Consider the following 16,794-nt stretch of genomic DNA (forward strand, 5'->3'; position numbering starts at 1 on the left):
CCCGCTCGGTGCGGCCGGAATCGCCGGCGCTTCCGCCTACTTCAGGTAGCCGCCCTTGAAACCGCTCTGGTCAGCCCAGATGCGCTCGCGCGCGTCCCAGCTGAAGCCGTTCCACTTGCCCTGCCAGATCGTCTCGGCGGTGGCGTTGTTCGCCGGGTCGGCGGAGATCCACTCCTTGACCGGGCCGTTGGAGAACTCGGCGAACGGCACGAAGTTCCGGTGCGAGGCCCAGCCGTTGTAGACCTTGACGACGCGGGAAGAGGTCGTGCGGTAGTTGACGCCGATCTTCACCGTCGTGACCTTCACACCGAAAATGGTGTCGGAGACGCTGTACCAGGCGCTCCGGTCGTAGTACCGGGCGGACGGGTCGGAGAGCTCCTCGTCGGTGGTCGGGGCCGTCTCGGTCTCCTCCACGTCGAGCGTCGCCTCGAGAACGACCTTGCCGCCCTCGGTCTCCTTCCTCAGCTCGGTCTCGTAGGCCTCTTCATCGATGGTCTCGATGTCGGAGACGTCCGAGATGAAGTCCCCGATCTCCGCCCCGCGCTGAGGGTCGTTCAGGAGGGTGACGAACTCTTCCTTGTCGTTGTCGGACAGCTCCGAGTACTGGTCCAGCGTCTCCTGGGCGTCCGTTTCACCCAGCTCGATCTGCTCCACGAGGTATGCCTCGTAGGCCTCGGGAGTGGTGCCGCCGTCCTCCGCGGACGCCGTCGCCGGCATTGCCGCCATGGTGATGGCCGCCGCCGTGACGGCAGCCAGTCCGACGAGTCTCTTGCGGGTCATCTTCACGTTATTACGCATATCTACTGCCTCCATTACGTGGATGGGAAACACGAAGCGAATAAAGCAGCAGGGAATGCATGTGGCATGCAAGTGGAGACATTGCTTCAGGCGAACGCCTCCTTCCCCCTACACGCGGTTTCCGCCTTTCCCCTTCGGCGTTTCCGCGCAGACATGATCTTGCCGTAGGGGTTGACCAGGGGGAACCCCTGGTGACTTTATCTGAGCTTTATTTGAGCTTGACTTATGCTTACCCTACATTTGGTCCATACTTTACTGGTTTGCATGTCCGCATTTGGGAGTATTTAAGGCCTTTCTTCGCGTGGATCCGGGTCGGCAATATGAGGGCCTTGCGGAACGGATCTCCGCCGCCCTAGTCTTCGATGCGATCAAGCGGACCCGTCTTCCTCTCGCCGCTGCGGTCGGCACAGCCGACTGCTTCCCCTACGGCCTTCTGACGGATCACGCGTGTGCGTCACGCCCCGTGCGTGAGAACCGCACGTGGACAACGTTTCGTTTCGTCACGTTTCTCTTCATCGCCCGGCCTTTGCCGTGCCGGGATTCTCCACTCGCCTTCCTCGCATGCTGAGTCATGCCTGCCTGAATATGAGAGCGACATGCACAGACGGATATGGACGACGGCCATCACCGCGGTGATGGCCGTGAGCCTCGGCGCGATTCCCGCCCACGCGGCCGGCGCGTCGTCGCTGGACACCACCGCGACGACCAGCACCGAAGACGACGCACTGGCCGGGACCGCGGACGACCCGATCGACGCACCGTTGTACGACGCCACCGCCGGCGGCGGCACCGTCCGTGTCATCGTCGTCACCGAGAACCGCGACGACCTGTCCAGCGCGGCGAGCGTCGGTGAGACGCTGCAGACCTTCGAGACCCTGCCGATGGTCACCCTTCGGGTCGACAAGGACGGGCTGGACGAACTGGCCGCCCAGGACGGTGTCGTGAGCGTCACCGAGGACGAGCTGTCCGCGCCGAGCCTGGACGAGAGCGTCCCGGTCATCGGCGCCGACGACGCCCACAAGGCCGGCAGGACCGGCAAGGGCAGCGCCATCGCCGTCATCGACACCGGCGTCGCCACCAACCACCCGTTCCTCAAGGGCCGGATCGTCGCCGAGGCGTGCTTCTCCCCGATCGACACCAACTACGGCGCCACCAGTCTCTGTGGCAACGCCACCGCCACCCAGGAAGGCACCGGCGCCGCCAACTCCGCGAGTGGACCCTGCGCCACCCTCGAAGGCTGCGACCACGGCACCCACGTCGCCGGCATCGCGGCCGGTGACGGCACCGGCCTCTCCGGCGCACCCGTCGCGGGTGTCGCCCCGGGCGCCGGCATCGTCGCCATGCAGGTCTTCTCCAAGTTCGACTCCGCGAAGTACTGCGGTTCGGCCGCCGCCACGCCCTGTGTGCGCAGCTTCACCAGCGCCCAGGTCGCGGCCCTGGAGAAGGTGTGGCAGCTCCAGCAGGCCGGCACCCCGATCGTGGCCGCCAACCTGAGCCTCGGTTCGGCGAGTTACACCTCCGCCTGCACCAAGGACGCCCGCAAGACGGTGATCGACAAGCTCTACGAGGCCGGCATCGCCACCGTCGTGGCCGCCGGCAACAACGCGCTGGCCACCGCCGTCAACGCCCCTGCCTGCGTGCCCAACGCCGTCTCCGTCGGCGCCACCACGGACGACGACGAGATCGCCTCCTTCTCCAACCACGGCCCGCTGCTCGACCTGTTCGCTCCCGGCAACGGCATCATCTCCTCGGTCCCCAACGGCGGTTACGACTCCAAGAGCGGCACGTCGATGGCGACCCCGCATGTCGCCGGCGCACTCGCCGTCCTCCGCCAGGCGTACCCCAACGAGGGCATCGCCAGCCTGATATCGCTGCTCGCCACCACCGGTACGACCATCACCGACGAGGCAGGCGTCAGCATCCCGCGCATCAACGTCGGCAAGGCCGCCGCGGCGGTCGAAGAGAAGCCCGAGGGGGACAAGAAGCCCCGCGCCTTCCAGGCCGACAACGACAAGGACATCGCCATCCCCGACGCCCCGACCGGCTCGACGGGCACACCCGTCACCTCGCCGATCACCGTCGCGGAGTATCCGGGCAAGGCGCCCAAGAACCTCAAGGCGTACGTCAACATCACCCACACCTACCGGGGCGACGTCAAGCTGGAGCTCGTCTCGCCCACCGGCTCGACGTACCTGCTCAAGAGCGCGAGCTCCTCCGACGGCGTGGACGACATCGTCGGGGAGTTCACAGTCGACGCCTCCGACTCGCCTGCCAACGGCGAGTGGAATCTGCGGATGACCGACACCGACGACGGCGACACCGGCACTCTGACCACCTGGTCGCTGATCTTCCCGACCCCGTTCGAGTCGACCACCAGCCAGACCATCCCGGACAGCGGCACCCTCAGCTCCACCATCGCCGTCTCCGACATCGACGGCAACGCCGCCGGCCCGCTCCAGGTGTACACGAATCTCACCCACACCAAGATCGGTGACCTGCGGCTCGTCCTCGGCAGCCCGGACGGCAAGTCCTACACGCTCAAGGCCTACGGCTCCGAGGCGGGCGGCACACTCCAGACCACCTACGGCGTGGACGCCATCGACGCGGTCGCCAACGGCACCTGGACGCTGAAGGTCACCGACTCCGCATCCGGTTCCACCGGTACCCTCGCGGGCTGGTCGCTCGGGTTCCCCTCGTACGAGAACCAGACCGTGAAGGCCATCCCGGACAAGAACTACACGGAGATCTGGACCAAGACGGCCGGTCTGTCCGGCGTCGGCTCCGCCAAGCTCCAGGTGTACGTGCACGTCGAGCACGAGTATCTGGGCGACCTCAAGATCGACCTGATCGCACCCGACGGCTCCCTGCACGCCCTCAAGGCCAACGCGGAGGAGCCGGGCGGCACCCTCAAGAAGGTCTACACGGTCGACGCGACCGACCTGCCGGTCAACGGCTGGTGGAAGCTGCGCGTCGACGACGTGGGCGTCGGCGACACCGGCACGGTCAACAACTTCGTCGTGAGGTTCTGACTCCCCGACGCACGGTCGGGGCTTGCGTCACCCATGCGTCTCGCTTATCGTTTCTCGATAACATCGAAAGTCGATAACATCGAAAAACGATAAGCGAGGCGCTGGCATGTCCGAGGACCGGAAGCTGCTCGAACCCATGGCCACGGTCGTGTCCATCGCCCTGCGCACCCTGTTGGCCCTCCTCACGGCAGGGCTGGTCTTCAGCGTCATACACGGCAGCTGGGGGAGCGTCAGCGCCTGCGTCACCGACGACTCGGCCAGCAGCTCGACCGCCCCCAGCGGCTTCCTCCCCGAGAACGGTGCGCAGGTCGGCTCCGTCCCCCGCTACTGCGCCGAGAACCCCGACGCACACCTGCGCCTCCTGGACGAACTCGGAACGCTGCCGTCGACGCTGCTGCTGATCAGTGGCCTCTTCCTGCTGCACCGGCTCCTGCAGGGAGCGGCGCGCGACGGCGTCCACACCGTGCGGACCGCATCCCGGTTCCGCCGACTGGGCTGGTGGCTGCTGCTCGGGAGCCTGGCCGTCGAGATCGTCGAGGACAACGCCAGGGCAGCCCTGCTCGCCGAACTCGCCAAGACCGCGGACTTCACGGCCGTCGCCTGGCTGGACATGTGGTCGACCCCTTACCTGGCCGTACTGACCGGCCTCGGCCTGCTCACCTTCGCCCGGATCACCCGCGCGGGCGCGTCCATGCGCGAGGACCTCCAAGGGGTCGTCTGATGGCCGCCGACGACGACCACGAGGGCCACGACATCGAGGTGCACCTCGACAGACTCCTCGCCGAGCACGGCATGACCCTCACCGAACTCGCCCACCGCGTCGGCGTGACCAACGTCAACCTGTCCGTCCTCAAGAACGGACGCGCCAAGGCGATCCGGTTCACCACCCTCACCCGGATCTGTGAAGTCCTCCAGTGTCAGCCGGGGGACCTGCTCAGCCACCGCCCCGGACCACTCTCCACGAACCCTCGGAATCCCTGACCCACCCCACCTCTCAAGAAGGAGACCCGGATGTTCGGCATCATGGACACCACCACGAAGATCGCGCTCGTGATCACCACGTTCGCCCTGATCGGCCTGGTGATTGTGGTGGGGCGGTGGCTCACGCGCCGCTGAGACCGCAGGGAAGCAGGTCTCGCCCGCCCCCCTCAGCGCCCCCGCTCACCACCCCCGCCCCCAACTCCCGCAGCGCCCCGTCCGTCAGCCGGTACACCGTCCACTCGTCCTGGGGCCGGGCGCCCAGCGCTTCGTAGAAGTCGATGGACGGGCGGTTCCAGTTGAGGACGGACCACTCCAGGCGTTCGTAGCCGCGTGCGACGCAGATGCGGGCCAGTTCGGTGAGGAGGGCCTTGCCGTGGCCGGTGCCTCGGGCGGTGGGGCGGACATAGAGGTCTTCCAGGTAGATGCCGTGGACTCCGCGCCAGGTCGAGAAGTTGAGGAACCACAGGGCGAAGCCGACCGGTTCGCCGGTGGTGTCGTCGGTCGCGATGTGGGCGTGGGCGCCGGGGTGCGGGCCGAAGAGGGCCTCGTGGAGTTGTTCGGGGGTCGCCCTCGCCTCCTGGGGTTCCTTTTCGTAGGCGGCGAGTTCGCGGATCAGGGCGTGGATGACGGGGATGTCGGTGGGGTTCGCGGTGCGGATCATGCCGAGAGGGTAGTGGAGCTCGGGTTGTTGCCGGTCTCGTCCCGGTGCCCGTCCTCGCGGCGCGGGAGGAGGAGGGGGCTGGTCAGGAGGAGGACCCCGGCGAGGGCGATGGCCGTGCGCGGGCCCGTGGCCGCCGCCAGCACACCCCACGTGGCCGTCAGCGCCGCGATCGCCGCGCTGGTGCTGATCGACCAGGCGGTGAGGGTGCGGGCGATCCGGTCGGGGGCGGTGTGGGTGAGCCGGGCGGTGGACAGCAGCGGGTTGAAGACGCCGATGCAGGTCACCAGGCCGAGTTGGACGGCGGTGACGAGGAGCATCCCGGGGACTCCGGGGCGGACGAACGCCAGGCCGACCGGCCAGCACGCGCGCAGCACTCCGGAGACCAGCATCACTCTGCGCTGTCCGAACCGGGCCGCGAGCGGGCGCGCGAGGCGTGAGCCGACGAAGCCGCCGACGCCGGAGGAGGCCGCGAGCGCGAGGGCGTACTGCCAGGGTGCGAATCCGAGGCGGCCCAGCATGAGGACGGCGAGCAACGGCTCGGCGGCCATGATCAGGCCGTTGACCACCATCGCGTTGAGGAGCAGCGGGCGCAGGGCGGGGTGGGCGAGTATGTGGCGCCAGCCCGCGAGCAGGTCGGCTGCCCGGAGCCGCGGTACGTCCCGTCGCGTCGGAGCCGGATCCGTACCGCCGATCGCGCGGATGCCCAGCGCCGAGAGCAGGTAGCTGACCGCGTCGGCCACCACGGTCGTCACCGGGCCGAACAGCCCGATCGCGGCGCCGCCGAGCGGAGGTCCGAGCATGGTCGATGTCCAAGTCGTCGACTCGAAGCGGGAGTTGGCGACCAGCAGGTCCTCCGGCGGGACGAGTGCCTTCAGGTACGCGCCGCTCGCCGCGTTGAAGGCGATGTTCGCCGCGGCGACGGTGACGGAGACGACGAGGAGCTGGGCGAAGGTGAGCAGCCCGAGCGCGTAGGCGACGGGGACGGTCAGCAGCGCCGCGAACCGGGTCAGGTCCATCGCGATCATCACCGGCCGTTTGCGGCGGAACTCCACCCACGGCCCCAGCGGTACGGCGACCAGGGCCCCCACCGCCCGCCCCGAGGCGGCCAGCACCGCCACCTGGGTCGGCCCCGAGTGCAGGACGAGGATCGCCAGGAAGGGGAACGCGCCGAACCCGAGCCCGGTGCCGTACGAACTGACCGCGAACGCCGCCCACAGCCACCCGAACCGTCTCCCGAGCGCCCGCCTGCCCACCCGCACTCCCTCGCTCGAACCGCCAGGCCCCGACCCCAGGGATCCAACCGAGGTGCACCTTCGCCGGTCAAACAACCGACGCGCCGCCCAGTCACAACCAGCAGTTGTATTTGCTGGTGAACGGCCGTTGTCAGTGGCCGCCAGTATCGTCGGCGGCATGGATCTCGACGCTGTGCGCACCTTCGTGGCCATCGCTGACGCGGGCCGGTTCCAGGATGCCGCCACGGAGTTGTCGATCACCCAGCAGGCCGTCTCCAAGCGCATCGCCGCGCTGGAGCGGGCCGTAGGAGTACGGCTGTTCGCGCGGACCCCGCGCGGGGCGGAACCGACCGTCGACGGGCGGGCGTTCCTGCCCCACGCCCGTGAACTGCTGCGGGCCGAGGCGCGGGCGTTCGCCTCCGTCCGGCCCGGCCATCGCGCGCTGCGCGTCGACGTGATCGGGCGCGGGCTCGCCCCGGCCGCCCTGCTGCGCGACTTCCATCGCGCCCGCCCCGAGATCGAGCTGGACGTCGTGACGCTCTTCGACGCCGACGCGGCCGTGGACGCCATCCGCTCCGGCACGATCGACGCGTCGTTCCGCGCCGTCACCATGACCGGCCGACGGCTCCCCGACAGCGTGGTCCCCGCGCGGTCCGGCACCCTTGCCGAGACCGGCCGTCGGCTTCCCGAGGACACGGCTTCCGGGCGGTTCGGCTCCCTCGCCGAGGCCGACCGTCGGCTTCCCGACAGCACGGCTCCCGTGCGGTCCGGTTCCCTTGCCGAGGCTGGCCGTCGGCTTCCCGAGGACACGGCTTCCGGGCGGTTCGGCTCCCTGTCCGAGGCCGGCCGTCGGCTTCCCGGTGACATCGAGGTCACCCGTGCCTTCGACGAACCCGTCCAGCTCCTCACCGGACCGGCGCACGCGCTCGCCGGCGCCCGTACGCTCACCCCGGCCGATCTCGTCGGGCACCGGATCTGGATGCCCGGCCTCGTCCCGGGCACCGAGTGGGCCGCCTACTACGACGCGCTCGCCGCCGCGTTCGGGCTCACCATCGAGAGCACCGGTCCCGACTTCGGGGTGGAGCCGCTGCTGGACACGATCGCCGGTTCGCGTTCCCTGGCGACCTTCGTCGGCGAGCGGACCCGGCTGGTCTGGCCCGCCGGCCACGACCTGCGCCGCATCCCCGTACGGAATCCGACCCCCGTCTACCCGCACTCCCTGGTCCGGCACCGCGACAACCACCACCCCGCGCTCACGGCCCTCCGCGACCATCTCGGCACCACCGCGAGACCCGACCACACCGACGCGGGGACCTGGACACCGGCGTGGGCGTAGGCGGCGGCCAGGGTCGATCGCGCAGGGGCTGCGCGATCCACAGGTGGTGCGGCGCCACCGCAAGGCCCGACGACTCCGACGCCGGGACCCGGCGCCCGGCATGGGCATGACCAGCGCGCCCTAGCCGCGCAGCCGTCGCGCGATCTCCAGGTGGTGCGGCGCCGGCGGGTCCCCGGCCTCGATCGCCCACAGCGCGTTCTGCAGTACCCGCCCGAGCGTCCAGGCCCGCGTCCTTGCCCGGTCGAGGCCGATCACGTCCGTCATCGCGTCGAAGCGCCAACGGATTTCGTCGGGGTCGAAACGGTTGTGCAGGGCCGGGAGGAGTTCGAACCCGGGGTCGCCCGCCAACGGCTTGGGGTCGATGGCGAGCCAGGGCCCACGCTCCCCGTTGTCACCGGCGCCGAGGACGTTGTCGTAGTGCAGATCCCAGTGCAGCAGCCGGTCGCCGGGCTCCGCCGCGACCTCGCGCACCGCCGCCGCGCAGTCCTCGATCAGGTGTCGGTCGGCCGGGTCGGGGAGGCGGGGGAGGGCCGACGGGACCCGTTCCAGCATGGCCGCGGCCACCGGGCCGAGCCGTCGGCGCAGCTCCGGCGGCGCGGATACCGCCGTCAGACGCGCGAGGAGGCGGGCGATGACGACGGTGGCGGCGCGGGTGTCCGGTTCGTGGGTGAGGGCGCGGGACGCGTCGAGGCGTTCCAGCAGCAGGGTGCCGGTCCCGTCGTCGTACTCCAGGAGTTCTACGGCGCCGTCGCCGGCCCAGGTGCGCAGCGCGACCGGCTCGCCCGCGGTCTCCTCGTCGAGGTACTGGAGTTTCAGCGCGGCCCGGCCGCCGTCGGCGCGCAGGACGGGGAGCACCAGGGCGCACATGCCGTACAGGGAGGGCCCGTCGAGCCGTAGCGACCAGCGCTCCAGGAAGCCGGCCGCCCGCTGCGGGAGCCCGGCGACGAAGGCGCGGCCGGCCTCGCCGTTGAACGTCTCCTGGGAGGCGACCAGCACGGCCGGAATGTCGATCACGCCGCCGACCATACTTGCGTGCGTGAATCGGCTCATGCGAATTACCCGGGGCCTCCACAGGGTGTGGACGTACGTCCGCAGCGCGCCCGGCACCTACGTTTGGCTGGGGATCCTGTTCGTCACGACGGTCGCCCTGCACCACATGTCACCGGACTTCGAGCAGGACTTCCTGCGTCAGCGGTCCACCAACATCCACGAGTTGTCGAACAACCCGGTGCGGGTGCTGTTCGCGAGCGCGATGTGGATCGACGGGGGGCGCTGGCTGCCGTACGCCGTGCTGTACACGGTGTTCCACGCGCAGGCGGAACGGTGGCTCGGTACGGCGCGCTGGCTGATGGTGTGCGTGGCCGCGCACGTACTGGCGACGCTGATCAGCGAGGGGGCGCTGCTGTGGGCGGTCAAGAACGGCGTGGCGCCCGAGTCCGCGGTCAACACCCTTGACATCGGGGTGAGTTACGCGCTGGCGGGGGTGGTGGGGGTGCTGGTGTACCGGATCGCGGCGCCGTGGCGGTACCCGTATCTCGTGATCGTGCTGGCGGTCTACGGCGTGCCGCTGGCCACCCACCGCACCTTCACCGATCTCGGGCATTTCACCTCCGTGCTGATCGGTCTGGCGTGTTATCCGCTGGTCAGGGGCTGCGGAAAAGCATGGAATCCGAAGGAGACAGTGGCCGCCCTCAGGGGTTAGCGTCCGGACATGAACAGCTCGGCAAGCGGTGCCGTGAACGGCGGCATCTCCTTCTGGTACGCGGACGACGGCCTCCCGGCGCGACGGGAGCCCCTCGCCGGTGACACCTCCGCCGACGTCGTGATCGTCGGCGGCGGCTACACGGGACTGTGGACCGCGTACTACCTGAAGAAGGCGGCGCCCGACCTCCGGGTCGCCGTCCTGGAGCAGAAGTTCTGCGGCTACGGCGCCTCGGGGCGGAACGGCGGCTGGCTCTACAACGGCATCGCGGGCCGCGACCGGTACGCGAGACTCCACGGCCGGGACGCCGCGGTACGCCTCCAGAAGGCCATGAACGACACCGTCGCCGAGGTCGTCAAGGTTGCGGGGGAGGAGCGGATCGAGGCCGACATCCATCGTGGTGGGGTGCTCGAAGTCGCTTGTACGCCCGCGCAGTTGGCGAGGCTGAAGGCCTTTCACGAGCATGAGCTGTCGTACGGCGAGAAGGACCGGGAGCTGTACGGCGCCCGCGAGACCGCCGAGCGGATCCGGGTCGCGGACGCGGTCGGTTCGACGTGGACGCCGCACGGTGCGCGCCTGCATCCGGTGAAGCTGGTGAAGGGGCTCGCGGCGGCGGCCGAGGCGCTCGGGGTCGTCATCCACGAGTCGACGCCGGTGACCGAGATCCGGCCCCGGCACGCCGTCACGCCGTACGGCACCGTCCGCGCGCCCTACGTCCTGCGCTGCACCGAGGGGTTCACCGCGAGCCTCAAGGGGCAGCGGCGGACCTGGCTGCCCATGAACTCCTCGATGATCGCGACCGAGCCGCTGACCGACGAGCAGTGGGAGTCGGTGGGGTGGGGCGGTCTGGAGGCCCTCGGCGACATGGCGCACGCGTACATGTACGCGCAGCGCACCGCCGACGGGCGGATCGCGCTGGGCGGGCGCGGGGTGCCGTACCGCTTCGGGTCGCGGACCGACAACGACGGGCGCACACAGGCGGCGACGATCGAGGCGCTGCGCGAGATCCTCGTCCGCTTCTTCCCCTCGCTCGCCGGGCTGCGGATCGAGTACGCCTGGTCGGGGGTGCTGGGGGTGCCGCGCGACTGGTGCGCGACGGTGACCCTGGACCGTGCGACGGGGCTGGGGTGGGCGGGTGGTTACGTCGGCTCGGGCGTCGCCACCACGAACCTCGCGGCGCGGACGCTGCGGGATCTGGTCCAGCTGGACTCGGGCAAGGCCGGCGCCACCGACCTCACCACCCTGCCGTGGGTGGACCACAAGGTGCGCAAGTGGGAGCCGGAGCCGCTGCGTTGGCTGGGCGTGCAGGGGATGTACGCGACGTATCGCGCGGCGGACCGGCGTGAACTGACCGGGCACGGGGCGGAGTCGTCGCGGCTGGCGCGGCTCGCCGACCGGGTGGCGGGGCGCCACTGAGGCATCGGCGGACGCCGGCCACCCCTGGATACTCACGAGTGCTGTGTCACACCTGTGTGCGAACATCGCCTCAACAGTCCATGTTTCAGGGGGAATTCATGTCCGACGTCGCTTCCTCTCCGAGAGCGCGGCACAGACGGCCGACCGCGCTCACCGTCCTGGTCGCCCTGCTCGCCGCACTGCTCTCACTGACCGCCGCGGGCACCGCCCGCGCGGACGACCCGGCCTGCGCGCCCCTGGCGCTCGCGCCCTTCGGCAACCCGGGGGACGCCGTCGGCAAGGCGACCCTCGCGGTCGGCGCGAGCGCCTGCTACACCGTCACCGCCGACGCGGCGGGCCTGTACCTGCTGTCGGTGAACAACGCCGGGAACTCGGCGTACACGCAGCTCCTCGCCGAGGACGGCACCCAGGTCGACTGCCAGGGCGACGCCTACACCACGTACGGCATGTGCACCGTGCCCGCCGCCGGCACCTACACCGTGAAGGTCGTCAACAACGGCTTCGACGACGCCGACACGGCCGTCACGCTGGTCCCGCTCGGCTCGACGCGCGGCTGCGCGGACACCGTGGGCACCAACTGGGACCAGCCGGACGCCGTCCGCACCTCCGTGAGCCCGGTCGAGATCGACTGCACGCCGTTCACGGCCACCGCGGGCGACCGCATCCGCCTCACCTACGGCTCCAAGGTCTACGGCACCTCGCTCGCCTGGATCACCGACGCGACCGGCGCCCGGATCTGCCCGCACTTCCCGGAGGACGGCGAGGACAGCTGCGTCCTGCCCGCCGACGGCACGGGCCCCTACCGGGTCGTGTCCCGGGTGTCGTACGGGGAGAACGGCTTCCCCGCCGACTTCGCGGTGAAGACCCGTCGGCTGAACGACCCCCAGGGCTGCACCACTGCTCCCGTCCGGACCTACGGCCCGCTGGGCGACCAGGACCTGACGACCAACCCCTGCTACACGTTCACGGTCGGCGCGGCCGGCCCGTACACCGTGCACTACGTGAGCGAGACCGGGGACAGCGGCTCCGCGCGCGTGTACGACGCGTCCGGGAAGACCGTCTGCCAGTCCTCCACCGACCCGTGCAAGGTGCCGGGCGCGGGCACGTACACCGCGGTCCTCGACGGCACCTACCCCTTCGACGACACCAAGGACGGCCTGATCGTCCTCGACCGCGCCTCCTCCACCGGGTGCGCGCCGGTCCACCTGGGCCTGTACAAGGGCGAGTTCAGCACGGCCGGGCAGTACGACTGCCTCACGCTGGACGCCCCGCAGGGCGCCTCGGTCGCCGCGCTCACCCCGCTCATCGCGTCCGGCGTGGACGCCGACGTCGAGGTCCTCGACCGGAACGGCACCGCGCAGTGCGGCGCGTCCGCCCTGTCCGCGGGCACCTGCGCCCTGACCGGTACGGCGCCCTACCGCGCGCTGGTGCACGCCTCCGACGGCGCGACCGGCCCGTACGGGGTGGCCTTCTACCGCACGGACGCGGCGAACGACTGCCCGGTGCTGCCCGCCGGCAGCTTCTCCGCCACCGGCGCGAAGGCCACGCTCACCACCGGCGACGGTGTCTTCGCGCACTGCCTGAGCATCCCGGCGAACGCGCACACGAACGCCGAGATCCTCCAGCTGATCGCCACCTCCGGCGCGGTCCCCGCGACGTTCACCGTGCTGGACTCCGACGGCAAGCAGGTCTGCGACCGCCTCCCCACCACCAACGGCTGGACGGTCTGCTCCCTGACCCCCGGCAAGGCGCACACCGTCCTGTTCACCGGCCGCGACCTGACCGCCGGCTACACCCTGACCCAGCGCGACGTCACCGCGACCGCCGCCTCGGCGGGCTGCACGCCGACACCGGCACAGAAGGTCGGCGGCCCGTCCGTACAGGGCACCTACGACGCCCCCGGCACCCTGCGCTGCCACCAGGTCACCACCGACGCGGCCACGGACGTCGTCCACGTGGACGTACGGGACGCGCTGGGCACGGCGAACATCGCCGTCGTACGCGGTGACGGCACCTTCGAGTGCTCCTTCCGCAACCGCTCCTGCGCGGTCACCGGATCCACCACCCACCAGGTCCTCGTGCAGACCCCGGCCACCCTGCAGGCCGCTCCCGAGTACCACCTGGACGCCCTGCGCATCGCGACCGCCGCCGGTCCCGCGCCGGAGTGCACCAGGATCCCGTCGGTGGCCTACGGCTTCGGCCCGCTCACCGGCACGCTCGACGAGTCGCACAGCGCGGTGTGCGCGGTGCTGCCGACCGCCGGGTTCGACCGCTTCGACGCGGCGATCACGGACACCAGGGGCGCGGCGGAGACGGCGGTGCCCGCGCTCTACAACAGCGCCTGGACCAACGGCTGTTCGTTGTACATCCCGACCGGCTGGCAGTGCGCGGCCGGCGGTTCGTCCTCGACGGCGAGCCCGTCCCTGCTGGTGCTCGGCCTGCCGGAGAAGGCGTCCAGCACCTCCTACCGCGCGAGCTTCACGTGCCGGTCGTCGCTGTGCGGCCCGGACCGGGAGAGCGTCACCTCCGTCGGCCCGCTCACCGCGCCTGCGGGCGGCAAGGTCACGCTCACGGCGACCGGCACCGCCCTCGGCCCGAACACCGAGATCCGGCTGACCCGGACCGGGACGACCCTCACCGCCAAGACGGAGCAGGTCTCCGCGGACAACCGGACGGTGACGGCGACCCTCGACCTGACCGGCGCGGCCGTCGGCACCTGGAACGTCAGCGTGTTCACCAACTGCTGCGAGTACGGCAGCGGCACCTTCAGCGTCACCCGGCCCACCCTGACCAACACCACCGCCCCGAAGATCACCGGCACGGCCAAGGTCGGCGCCAAGGTCACTGCGGGCAACGGGAGTTGGTCGGCGACCCCGTCCTCGTACAGCTACCAGTGGAAGGCCGACGGCCAGGCGATCTCCGGGGCGACCGCGTCGACGTACACCATCGCGGCGGCACAGCTCGGCAAGAAGCTCACCGTGACCGTCACCGCCGCGAAGAGCGGCTGGACGGGCGGGACGGGGACCTCGCCGGCGGTGACGGTCGCCAAGGGGGACGCGCCCAAGTCGACGAAGGCGCCGGTGATCAGCGGCACGGCGAAGGTCGGGAAGACACTCAAGACGTCCACCGGTACCTGGAGTCCGGCGGCCACGTCGTACGGCTACCAGTGGTACGCCAACGGCAGGGCGATCAGCGGTGCCACCAAGTCCTCGCTGGTGCTGAAGCCGGCGCAGAAGGGCAAGAAGATCACCGTCAAGGTCGTCGCGCACCGCACGGGACACGGCGACGGATCCGCGGTCAGCAAGGCGACCAAGTCGGTCACCTGACCGGGCACTTGAGCCCGTCGACCCCGCGACGCCCCGGCCGCCTCGGCACCGGGGCGTCGCTCATGATGTTGACGTAGAGGCACCAGCGCCAGTTCAGGTACTCGGTGAGCAGGCCGCCCGCGATGAGGCCGATCGCCGAACCGCTGCCCGCGAGCGCGCCGTAGATCCCGAATGCCTTTCCGCGTTCCTTCGGGTCGGTGAAGGTCGTCGTGAGGAGGGAGAGCGCGGAGGGGGCGAGTACGGCGGCGAAGACGCCCTGGAGGGCTCGGGCGCCGAAGAGCATGCCGGAGGTGGTGGCCGCGCCGCCGAGCGCGGAGGCGGCGGCGAAGCCGATCAGGCCGATGACGAACGTCCGCTTGCGGCCCACCAGGTCGGCGATCCGCCCGCCCAGCAGGAGCAGGCCGCCGAAGGCGAGGGTGTAGGCGGTGATGACCCTCCCCCACTGCCTTAAGGGCGTGGGGGGACCCCCAGCCGGTTGCCGTCGGACGCCTCCTCGGGTGCGCTGTGGCCGGTCATGGCTCCAGCACCACCTTTCCGGTCGTCTCCCGCTGCTCCAACGCCCGGTGCGCGTCCGCCGCCGCGGCCAGCGGGAAGCGCTGTACGGCCGGTACGAGCCGCCCCTCCGCCGCCTCGGCGAGCGCGCGCGACTCCAGCGTCCGGACGGGGCTCGGCCCGCCGGCCTTCCGCATCATCACGGGCCCGAGCACCTGTTCGGACAGCCCTTCCACGGCATACGGCTCGCCGCTCGACCACCCGAAGACGATGTGCTGACCGCCGGACCCGAGCAGCTCTGTGGCCTCCCGTGCTATTGCTCCGCCCACCCCGTCGAACACGACGGTCGCGTGCCGCCCGCCGAGCCGGGCCCGCACCTTCCCCGGCCACTCCGGGTCCTTGTAGTCGACGGCCAGATCGGCGCCGTTCGCCCGTACCAGGGCGACCTTCTCCGCGCCGCCCGCGAGACCGATCACGGTGGCACCGGCGCGCTTGGCGTACTGCACGAGCAGGGTGCCGAGACCTCCGGCGGCGGCCGGAACGACGACCACGGAGTCGGCCCCCAACTCGCTGAACTGCACGATCCCCATCGCCGTACGGCCCGTCCCGATCATCGCGACGGCCTGGGCGAAGTCCAGGTTCGCCGGGATCTCGTGCACCCGGTCGACATCGACCACGGCCGACTCCGCGTACCCGCCCGGCGCGAACCCGAGATGCGCGACCACCCGCTTCCCGAGCCACGGTCCGGCGACCCCGTCACCGAGCGACTCGACGACGCCGGCGACCTCGCGGCCGGGGATGGTGGGGAGGGCGGGGAGTTCGGGCAGCGGGCCCTGTTCTCCCTTGCGCAGAACGGTGTCCAGGAGATGGACTCCGGCCGCGGCGACGGCGATGCGGACCTGGCCGGGGGCGGGGGAGGGGGCGGCGACGGTTTCGTGGGTGAGGTTCTCGGCGGGGCCGAAGGTGTGGAGTCGTATGGCCTGCATGGGGTCACTCTTGGACCTCAAGCGTGGTTGAGGTCAAGGGGTGTTGGGTTTGCGCGGGTCGGGGGATCGTCAGGGGGGATTGTCAGTGGTGGGGTGCAGGATGGGGGCATGGCGAGGAGAGCGGCGGGCGGGACGGGTGGAGCGGGTGGCGCGGGCAAAACGGGTGGGGCGGGCAGGGCGGGGGGAGTGAAGGGGGCGCGGCGCCCCGAGGTGCGGTTGCCGGGGCTGGAGGCTTACGGCGGTGGGGAGTTGGAGCCGGACGGGGACTACGACGGGCTGGAGTTCCGGGACGAGGACTTCGCGGGGCAGGACGGCGGGGGCGCCCGCTTCATGGACTGCGCGCTCACGGGCTGCGCGCTGGACGAGACGCGACTGCATCATGCCCGCGTCCTCGACTCCGTCCTCACCGGCATACGGGGTGTCGGCACCGACCTCGCGGAGTCGACCCTGCGCGATGTCGAGGTGATCGACGCCCGGATGGGCGGGGTGCAGCTGCACGGCGCCGTTCTGGAGCGGGTGGTGATCCGGGGCGGGAAGATCGACTACCTGAACCTGCGCAAGGCGAAGCTCCGCGACGTCGTCTTCGAGAGCTGTGTCCTCGTCGAACCCGACTTCCTCGACGCCCGCCTGGAGCGCGTCGAGTTCGTGGACTGCGCGCTGAAGGGGGCGGATTTCACGGGGGTGACGTTCACGGACGTGGATCTGCGGGGGGCGGCGGAGCTGGAGATCGCACGGGGGGTGGAGCGGTTGTCCGGGGCGGTGATCAGCATGGGGCAGCTGTTGGATCTGGCGCCGGTGTTGGCGGGGCAGTTGGGGATTCGGGTGGAGGGGTGAG

13 protein-coding genes and 1 pseudogene are annotated in these 16,794 nt (G+C 70.6%); 8 read left to right on the forward strand and 6 right to left on the reverse strand.

Translation table 11 applies throughout. The annotated features are described in order from the left end of the window. Window positions 1-36 precede the first annotated feature (36 nt). Window positions 37-780: a hypothetical protein gene (locus ACIQBL_RS38290; RefSeq protein ID WP_401950801.1), complete on the reverse strand. Its 744-nt coding sequence runs from the start codon at window positions 778-780 to the stop codon at window positions 37-39. A gap of 614 nt (window positions 781-1,394) precedes the next feature. Between ACIQBL_RS38290 and ACIQBL_RS38295 the strand changes: the two genes are divergently transcribed. The 3 genes from ACIQBL_RS38295 (at window position 1,395) to ACIQBL_RS38305 (ending at window position 4,808) form a co-directional block, all read left to right on the forward strand. Beyond that, on the forward strand, window positions 1,395-3,827 hold the full coding sequence (locus ACIQBL_RS38295; RefSeq protein ID WP_401950803.1) for a proprotein convertase P-domain-containing protein: 2,433 nt from the start codon (window positions 1,395-1,397) through the stop codon (window positions 3,825-3,827). 106 nt (window positions 3,828-3,933) lie between these two features. Beyond that, on the forward strand, window positions 3,934-4,548 hold the full coding sequence (locus tag ACIQBL_RS38300) for a hypothetical protein (RefSeq protein WP_401950806.1): 615 nt from the start codon (window positions 3,934-3,936) through the stop codon (window positions 4,546-4,548). Then, window positions 4,548-4,808 carry a helix-turn-helix domain-containing protein gene (locus ACIQBL_RS38305; RefSeq protein ID WP_401950808.1) on the forward strand — a complete coding sequence of 87 codons (261 nt, stop codon included), beginning with the start codon at window positions 4,548-4,550 and terminating at the stop codon, window positions 4,806-4,808. The genes ACIQBL_RS38300 and ACIQBL_RS38305 overlap by 1 nt, the downstream gene beginning before the upstream one ends. A 121-nt stretch (window positions 4,809-4,929) precedes the next feature. Here ACIQBL_RS38305 and ACIQBL_RS38310 read toward each other — a convergent pair whose 3' ends face one another. After that, window positions 4,930-5,469 carry a GNAT family N-acetyltransferase gene (locus tag ACIQBL_RS38310; RefSeq protein ID WP_401950810.1) on the reverse strand — a complete coding sequence of 180 codons (540 nt, stop codon included), beginning with the start codon at window positions 5,467-5,469 and terminating at the stop codon, window positions 4,930-4,932. After that, entirely contained in the window at window positions 5,466-6,722 is a 1,257-nt protein-coding gene (locus ACIQBL_RS38315) for an MFS transporter (protein WP_401950813.1), read from the reverse strand. The genes ACIQBL_RS38310 and ACIQBL_RS38315 overlap by 4 nt, the downstream gene beginning before the upstream one ends. 157 nt (window positions 6,723-6,879) lie before the next feature. On the opposite strand from ACIQBL_RS38315, the gene ACIQBL_RS38320 reads away from it, so the two are divergent. Next, window positions 6,880-8,037 carry a LysR family transcriptional regulator gene (locus ACIQBL_RS38320; protein ID WP_401950816.1) on the forward strand — a complete coding sequence of 386 codons (1,158 nt, stop codon included), beginning with the start codon at window positions 6,880-6,882 and terminating at the stop codon, window positions 8,035-8,037. Window positions 8,038-8,157: 120 nt separating this feature from the next. Here ACIQBL_RS38320 and ACIQBL_RS38325 read toward each other — a convergent pair whose 3' ends face one another. Next, the gene (locus ACIQBL_RS38325) at window positions 8,158-9,063 is read right to left on the reverse strand and encodes an aminoglycoside phosphotransferase family protein (protein ID WP_401951126.1); all 906 of its coding nucleotides are present in this window, start codon (window positions 9,061-9,063) and stop codon (window positions 8,158-8,160) included. A gap of 22 nt (window positions 9,064-9,085) precedes the next feature. Here ACIQBL_RS38325 and ACIQBL_RS38330 point away from each other — a divergent pair, with 22 nt between their 5' ends. From ACIQBL_RS38330 to ACIQBL_RS38340, 3 genes are all read left to right on the forward strand, one after another. Further along, window positions 9,086-9,739, forward strand: a complete 654-nt coding sequence (locus tag ACIQBL_RS38330) for a rhomboid-like protein (RefSeq protein WP_401950818.1) — start codon at window positions 9,086-9,088, stop codon at window positions 9,737-9,739. A gap of 9 nt (window positions 9,740-9,748) precedes the next feature. Then, window positions 9,749-11,155, forward strand: coding sequence for an NAD(P)/FAD-dependent oxidoreductase (locus ACIQBL_RS38335; protein ID WP_401950821.1), 1,407 nt, complete (start codon window positions 9,749-9,751; stop codon window positions 11,153-11,155). Between the two features lie 98 nt (window positions 11,156-11,253). Then, window positions 11,254-14,481 carry a Tat pathway signal protein gene (locus ACIQBL_RS38340; RefSeq protein ID WP_401950823.1) on the forward strand — a complete coding sequence of 1,076 codons (3,228 nt, stop codon included), beginning with the start codon at window positions 11,254-11,256 and terminating at the stop codon, window positions 14,479-14,481. Between the two features lie 64 nt (window positions 14,482-14,545). Here the strand turns inward: ACIQBL_RS38340 and ACIQBL_RS38345 are convergent. Together ACIQBL_RS38345 and ACIQBL_RS38350 are read right to left on the reverse strand one after the other, a co-directional pair. After that, window positions 14,546-14,929: pseudogene (locus tag ACIQBL_RS38345) on the reverse strand (MFS transporter); the annotation flags it as partial. 64 nt (window positions 14,930-14,993) lie between these two features. Further along, entirely contained in the window at window positions 14,994-15,959 is a 966-nt protein-coding gene (locus ACIQBL_RS38350) for a zinc-binding dehydrogenase (RefSeq protein ID WP_401950826.1), read from the reverse strand. A 108-nt stretch (window positions 15,960-16,067) separates the two neighbouring features. On the opposite strand from ACIQBL_RS38350, the gene ACIQBL_RS38355 reads away from it, so the two are divergent. Further along, window positions 16,068-16,793, forward strand: a complete 726-nt coding sequence (locus tag ACIQBL_RS38355) for a pentapeptide repeat-containing protein (protein ID WP_401950828.1) — start codon at window positions 16,068-16,070, stop codon at window positions 16,791-16,793. The last annotated feature ends 1 nt before the right edge of the window (window position 16,794 follow it).

It is taken from the genome of Streptomyces sp. NPDC088350 (genome assembly GCF_044753545.1).
Classification (GTDB): Bacteria; Actinomycetota; Actinomycetes; order Streptomycetales; family Streptomycetaceae; genus Streptomyces.

What these genes read in the sequence shown, in the direction of transcription:
- ACIQBL_RS38290 (WP_401950801.1), bottom strand. Translation starts at nt 780, where the DNA reads ATGACCCGCAAGAGACTCGTCGGACTGGCTGCCGTCACGGCGGCGGCC.
- ACIQBL_RS38295 (WP_401950803.1), top strand. Translation starts at nt 1,395, where the DNA reads ATGCACAGACGGATATGGACGACGGCCATCACCGCGGTGATGGCCGTG.
- ACIQBL_RS38300 (WP_401950806.1), top strand. Translation starts at nt 3,934, where the DNA reads ATGTCCGAGGACCGGAAGCTGCTCGAACCCATGGCCACGGTCGTGTCC.
- ACIQBL_RS38305 (WP_401950808.1), top strand. Translation starts at nt 4,548, where the DNA reads ATGGCCGCCGACGACGACCACGAGGGCCACGACATCGAGGTGCACCTC.
- ACIQBL_RS38310 (WP_401950810.1), bottom strand. Translation starts at nt 5,469, where the DNA reads ATGATCCGCACCGCGAACCCCACCGACATCCCCGTCATCCACGCCCTG.
- ACIQBL_RS38320 (WP_401950816.1), top strand. Translation starts at nt 6,880, where the DNA reads ATGGATCTCGACGCTGTGCGCACCTTCGTGGCCATCGCTGACGCGGGC.
- ACIQBL_RS38325 (WP_401951126.1), bottom strand. Translation starts at nt 9,063, where the DNA reads ATGGTCGGCGGCGTGATCGACATTCCGGCCGTGCTGGTCGCCTCCCAG.
- ACIQBL_RS38330 (WP_401950818.1), top strand. Translation starts at nt 9,086, where the DNA reads ATGCGAATTACCCGGGGCCTCCACAGGGTGTGGACGTACGTCCGCAGC.
- ACIQBL_RS38335 (WP_401950821.1), top strand. Translation starts at nt 9,749, where the DNA reads ATGAACAGCTCGGCAAGCGGTGCCGTGAACGGCGGCATCTCCTTCTGG.
- ACIQBL_RS38340 (WP_401950823.1), top strand. Translation starts at nt 11,254, where the DNA reads ATGTCCGACGTCGCTTCCTCTCCGAGAGCGCGGCACAGACGGCCGACC.
- ACIQBL_RS38350 (WP_401950826.1), bottom strand. Translation starts at nt 15,959, where the DNA reads ATGCAGGCCATACGACTCCACACCTTCGGCCCCGCCGAGAACCTCACC.
- ACIQBL_RS38355 (WP_401950828.1), top strand. Translation starts at nt 16,068, where the DNA reads ATGGCGAGGAGAGCGGCGGGCGGGACGGGTGGAGCGGGTGGCGCGGGC.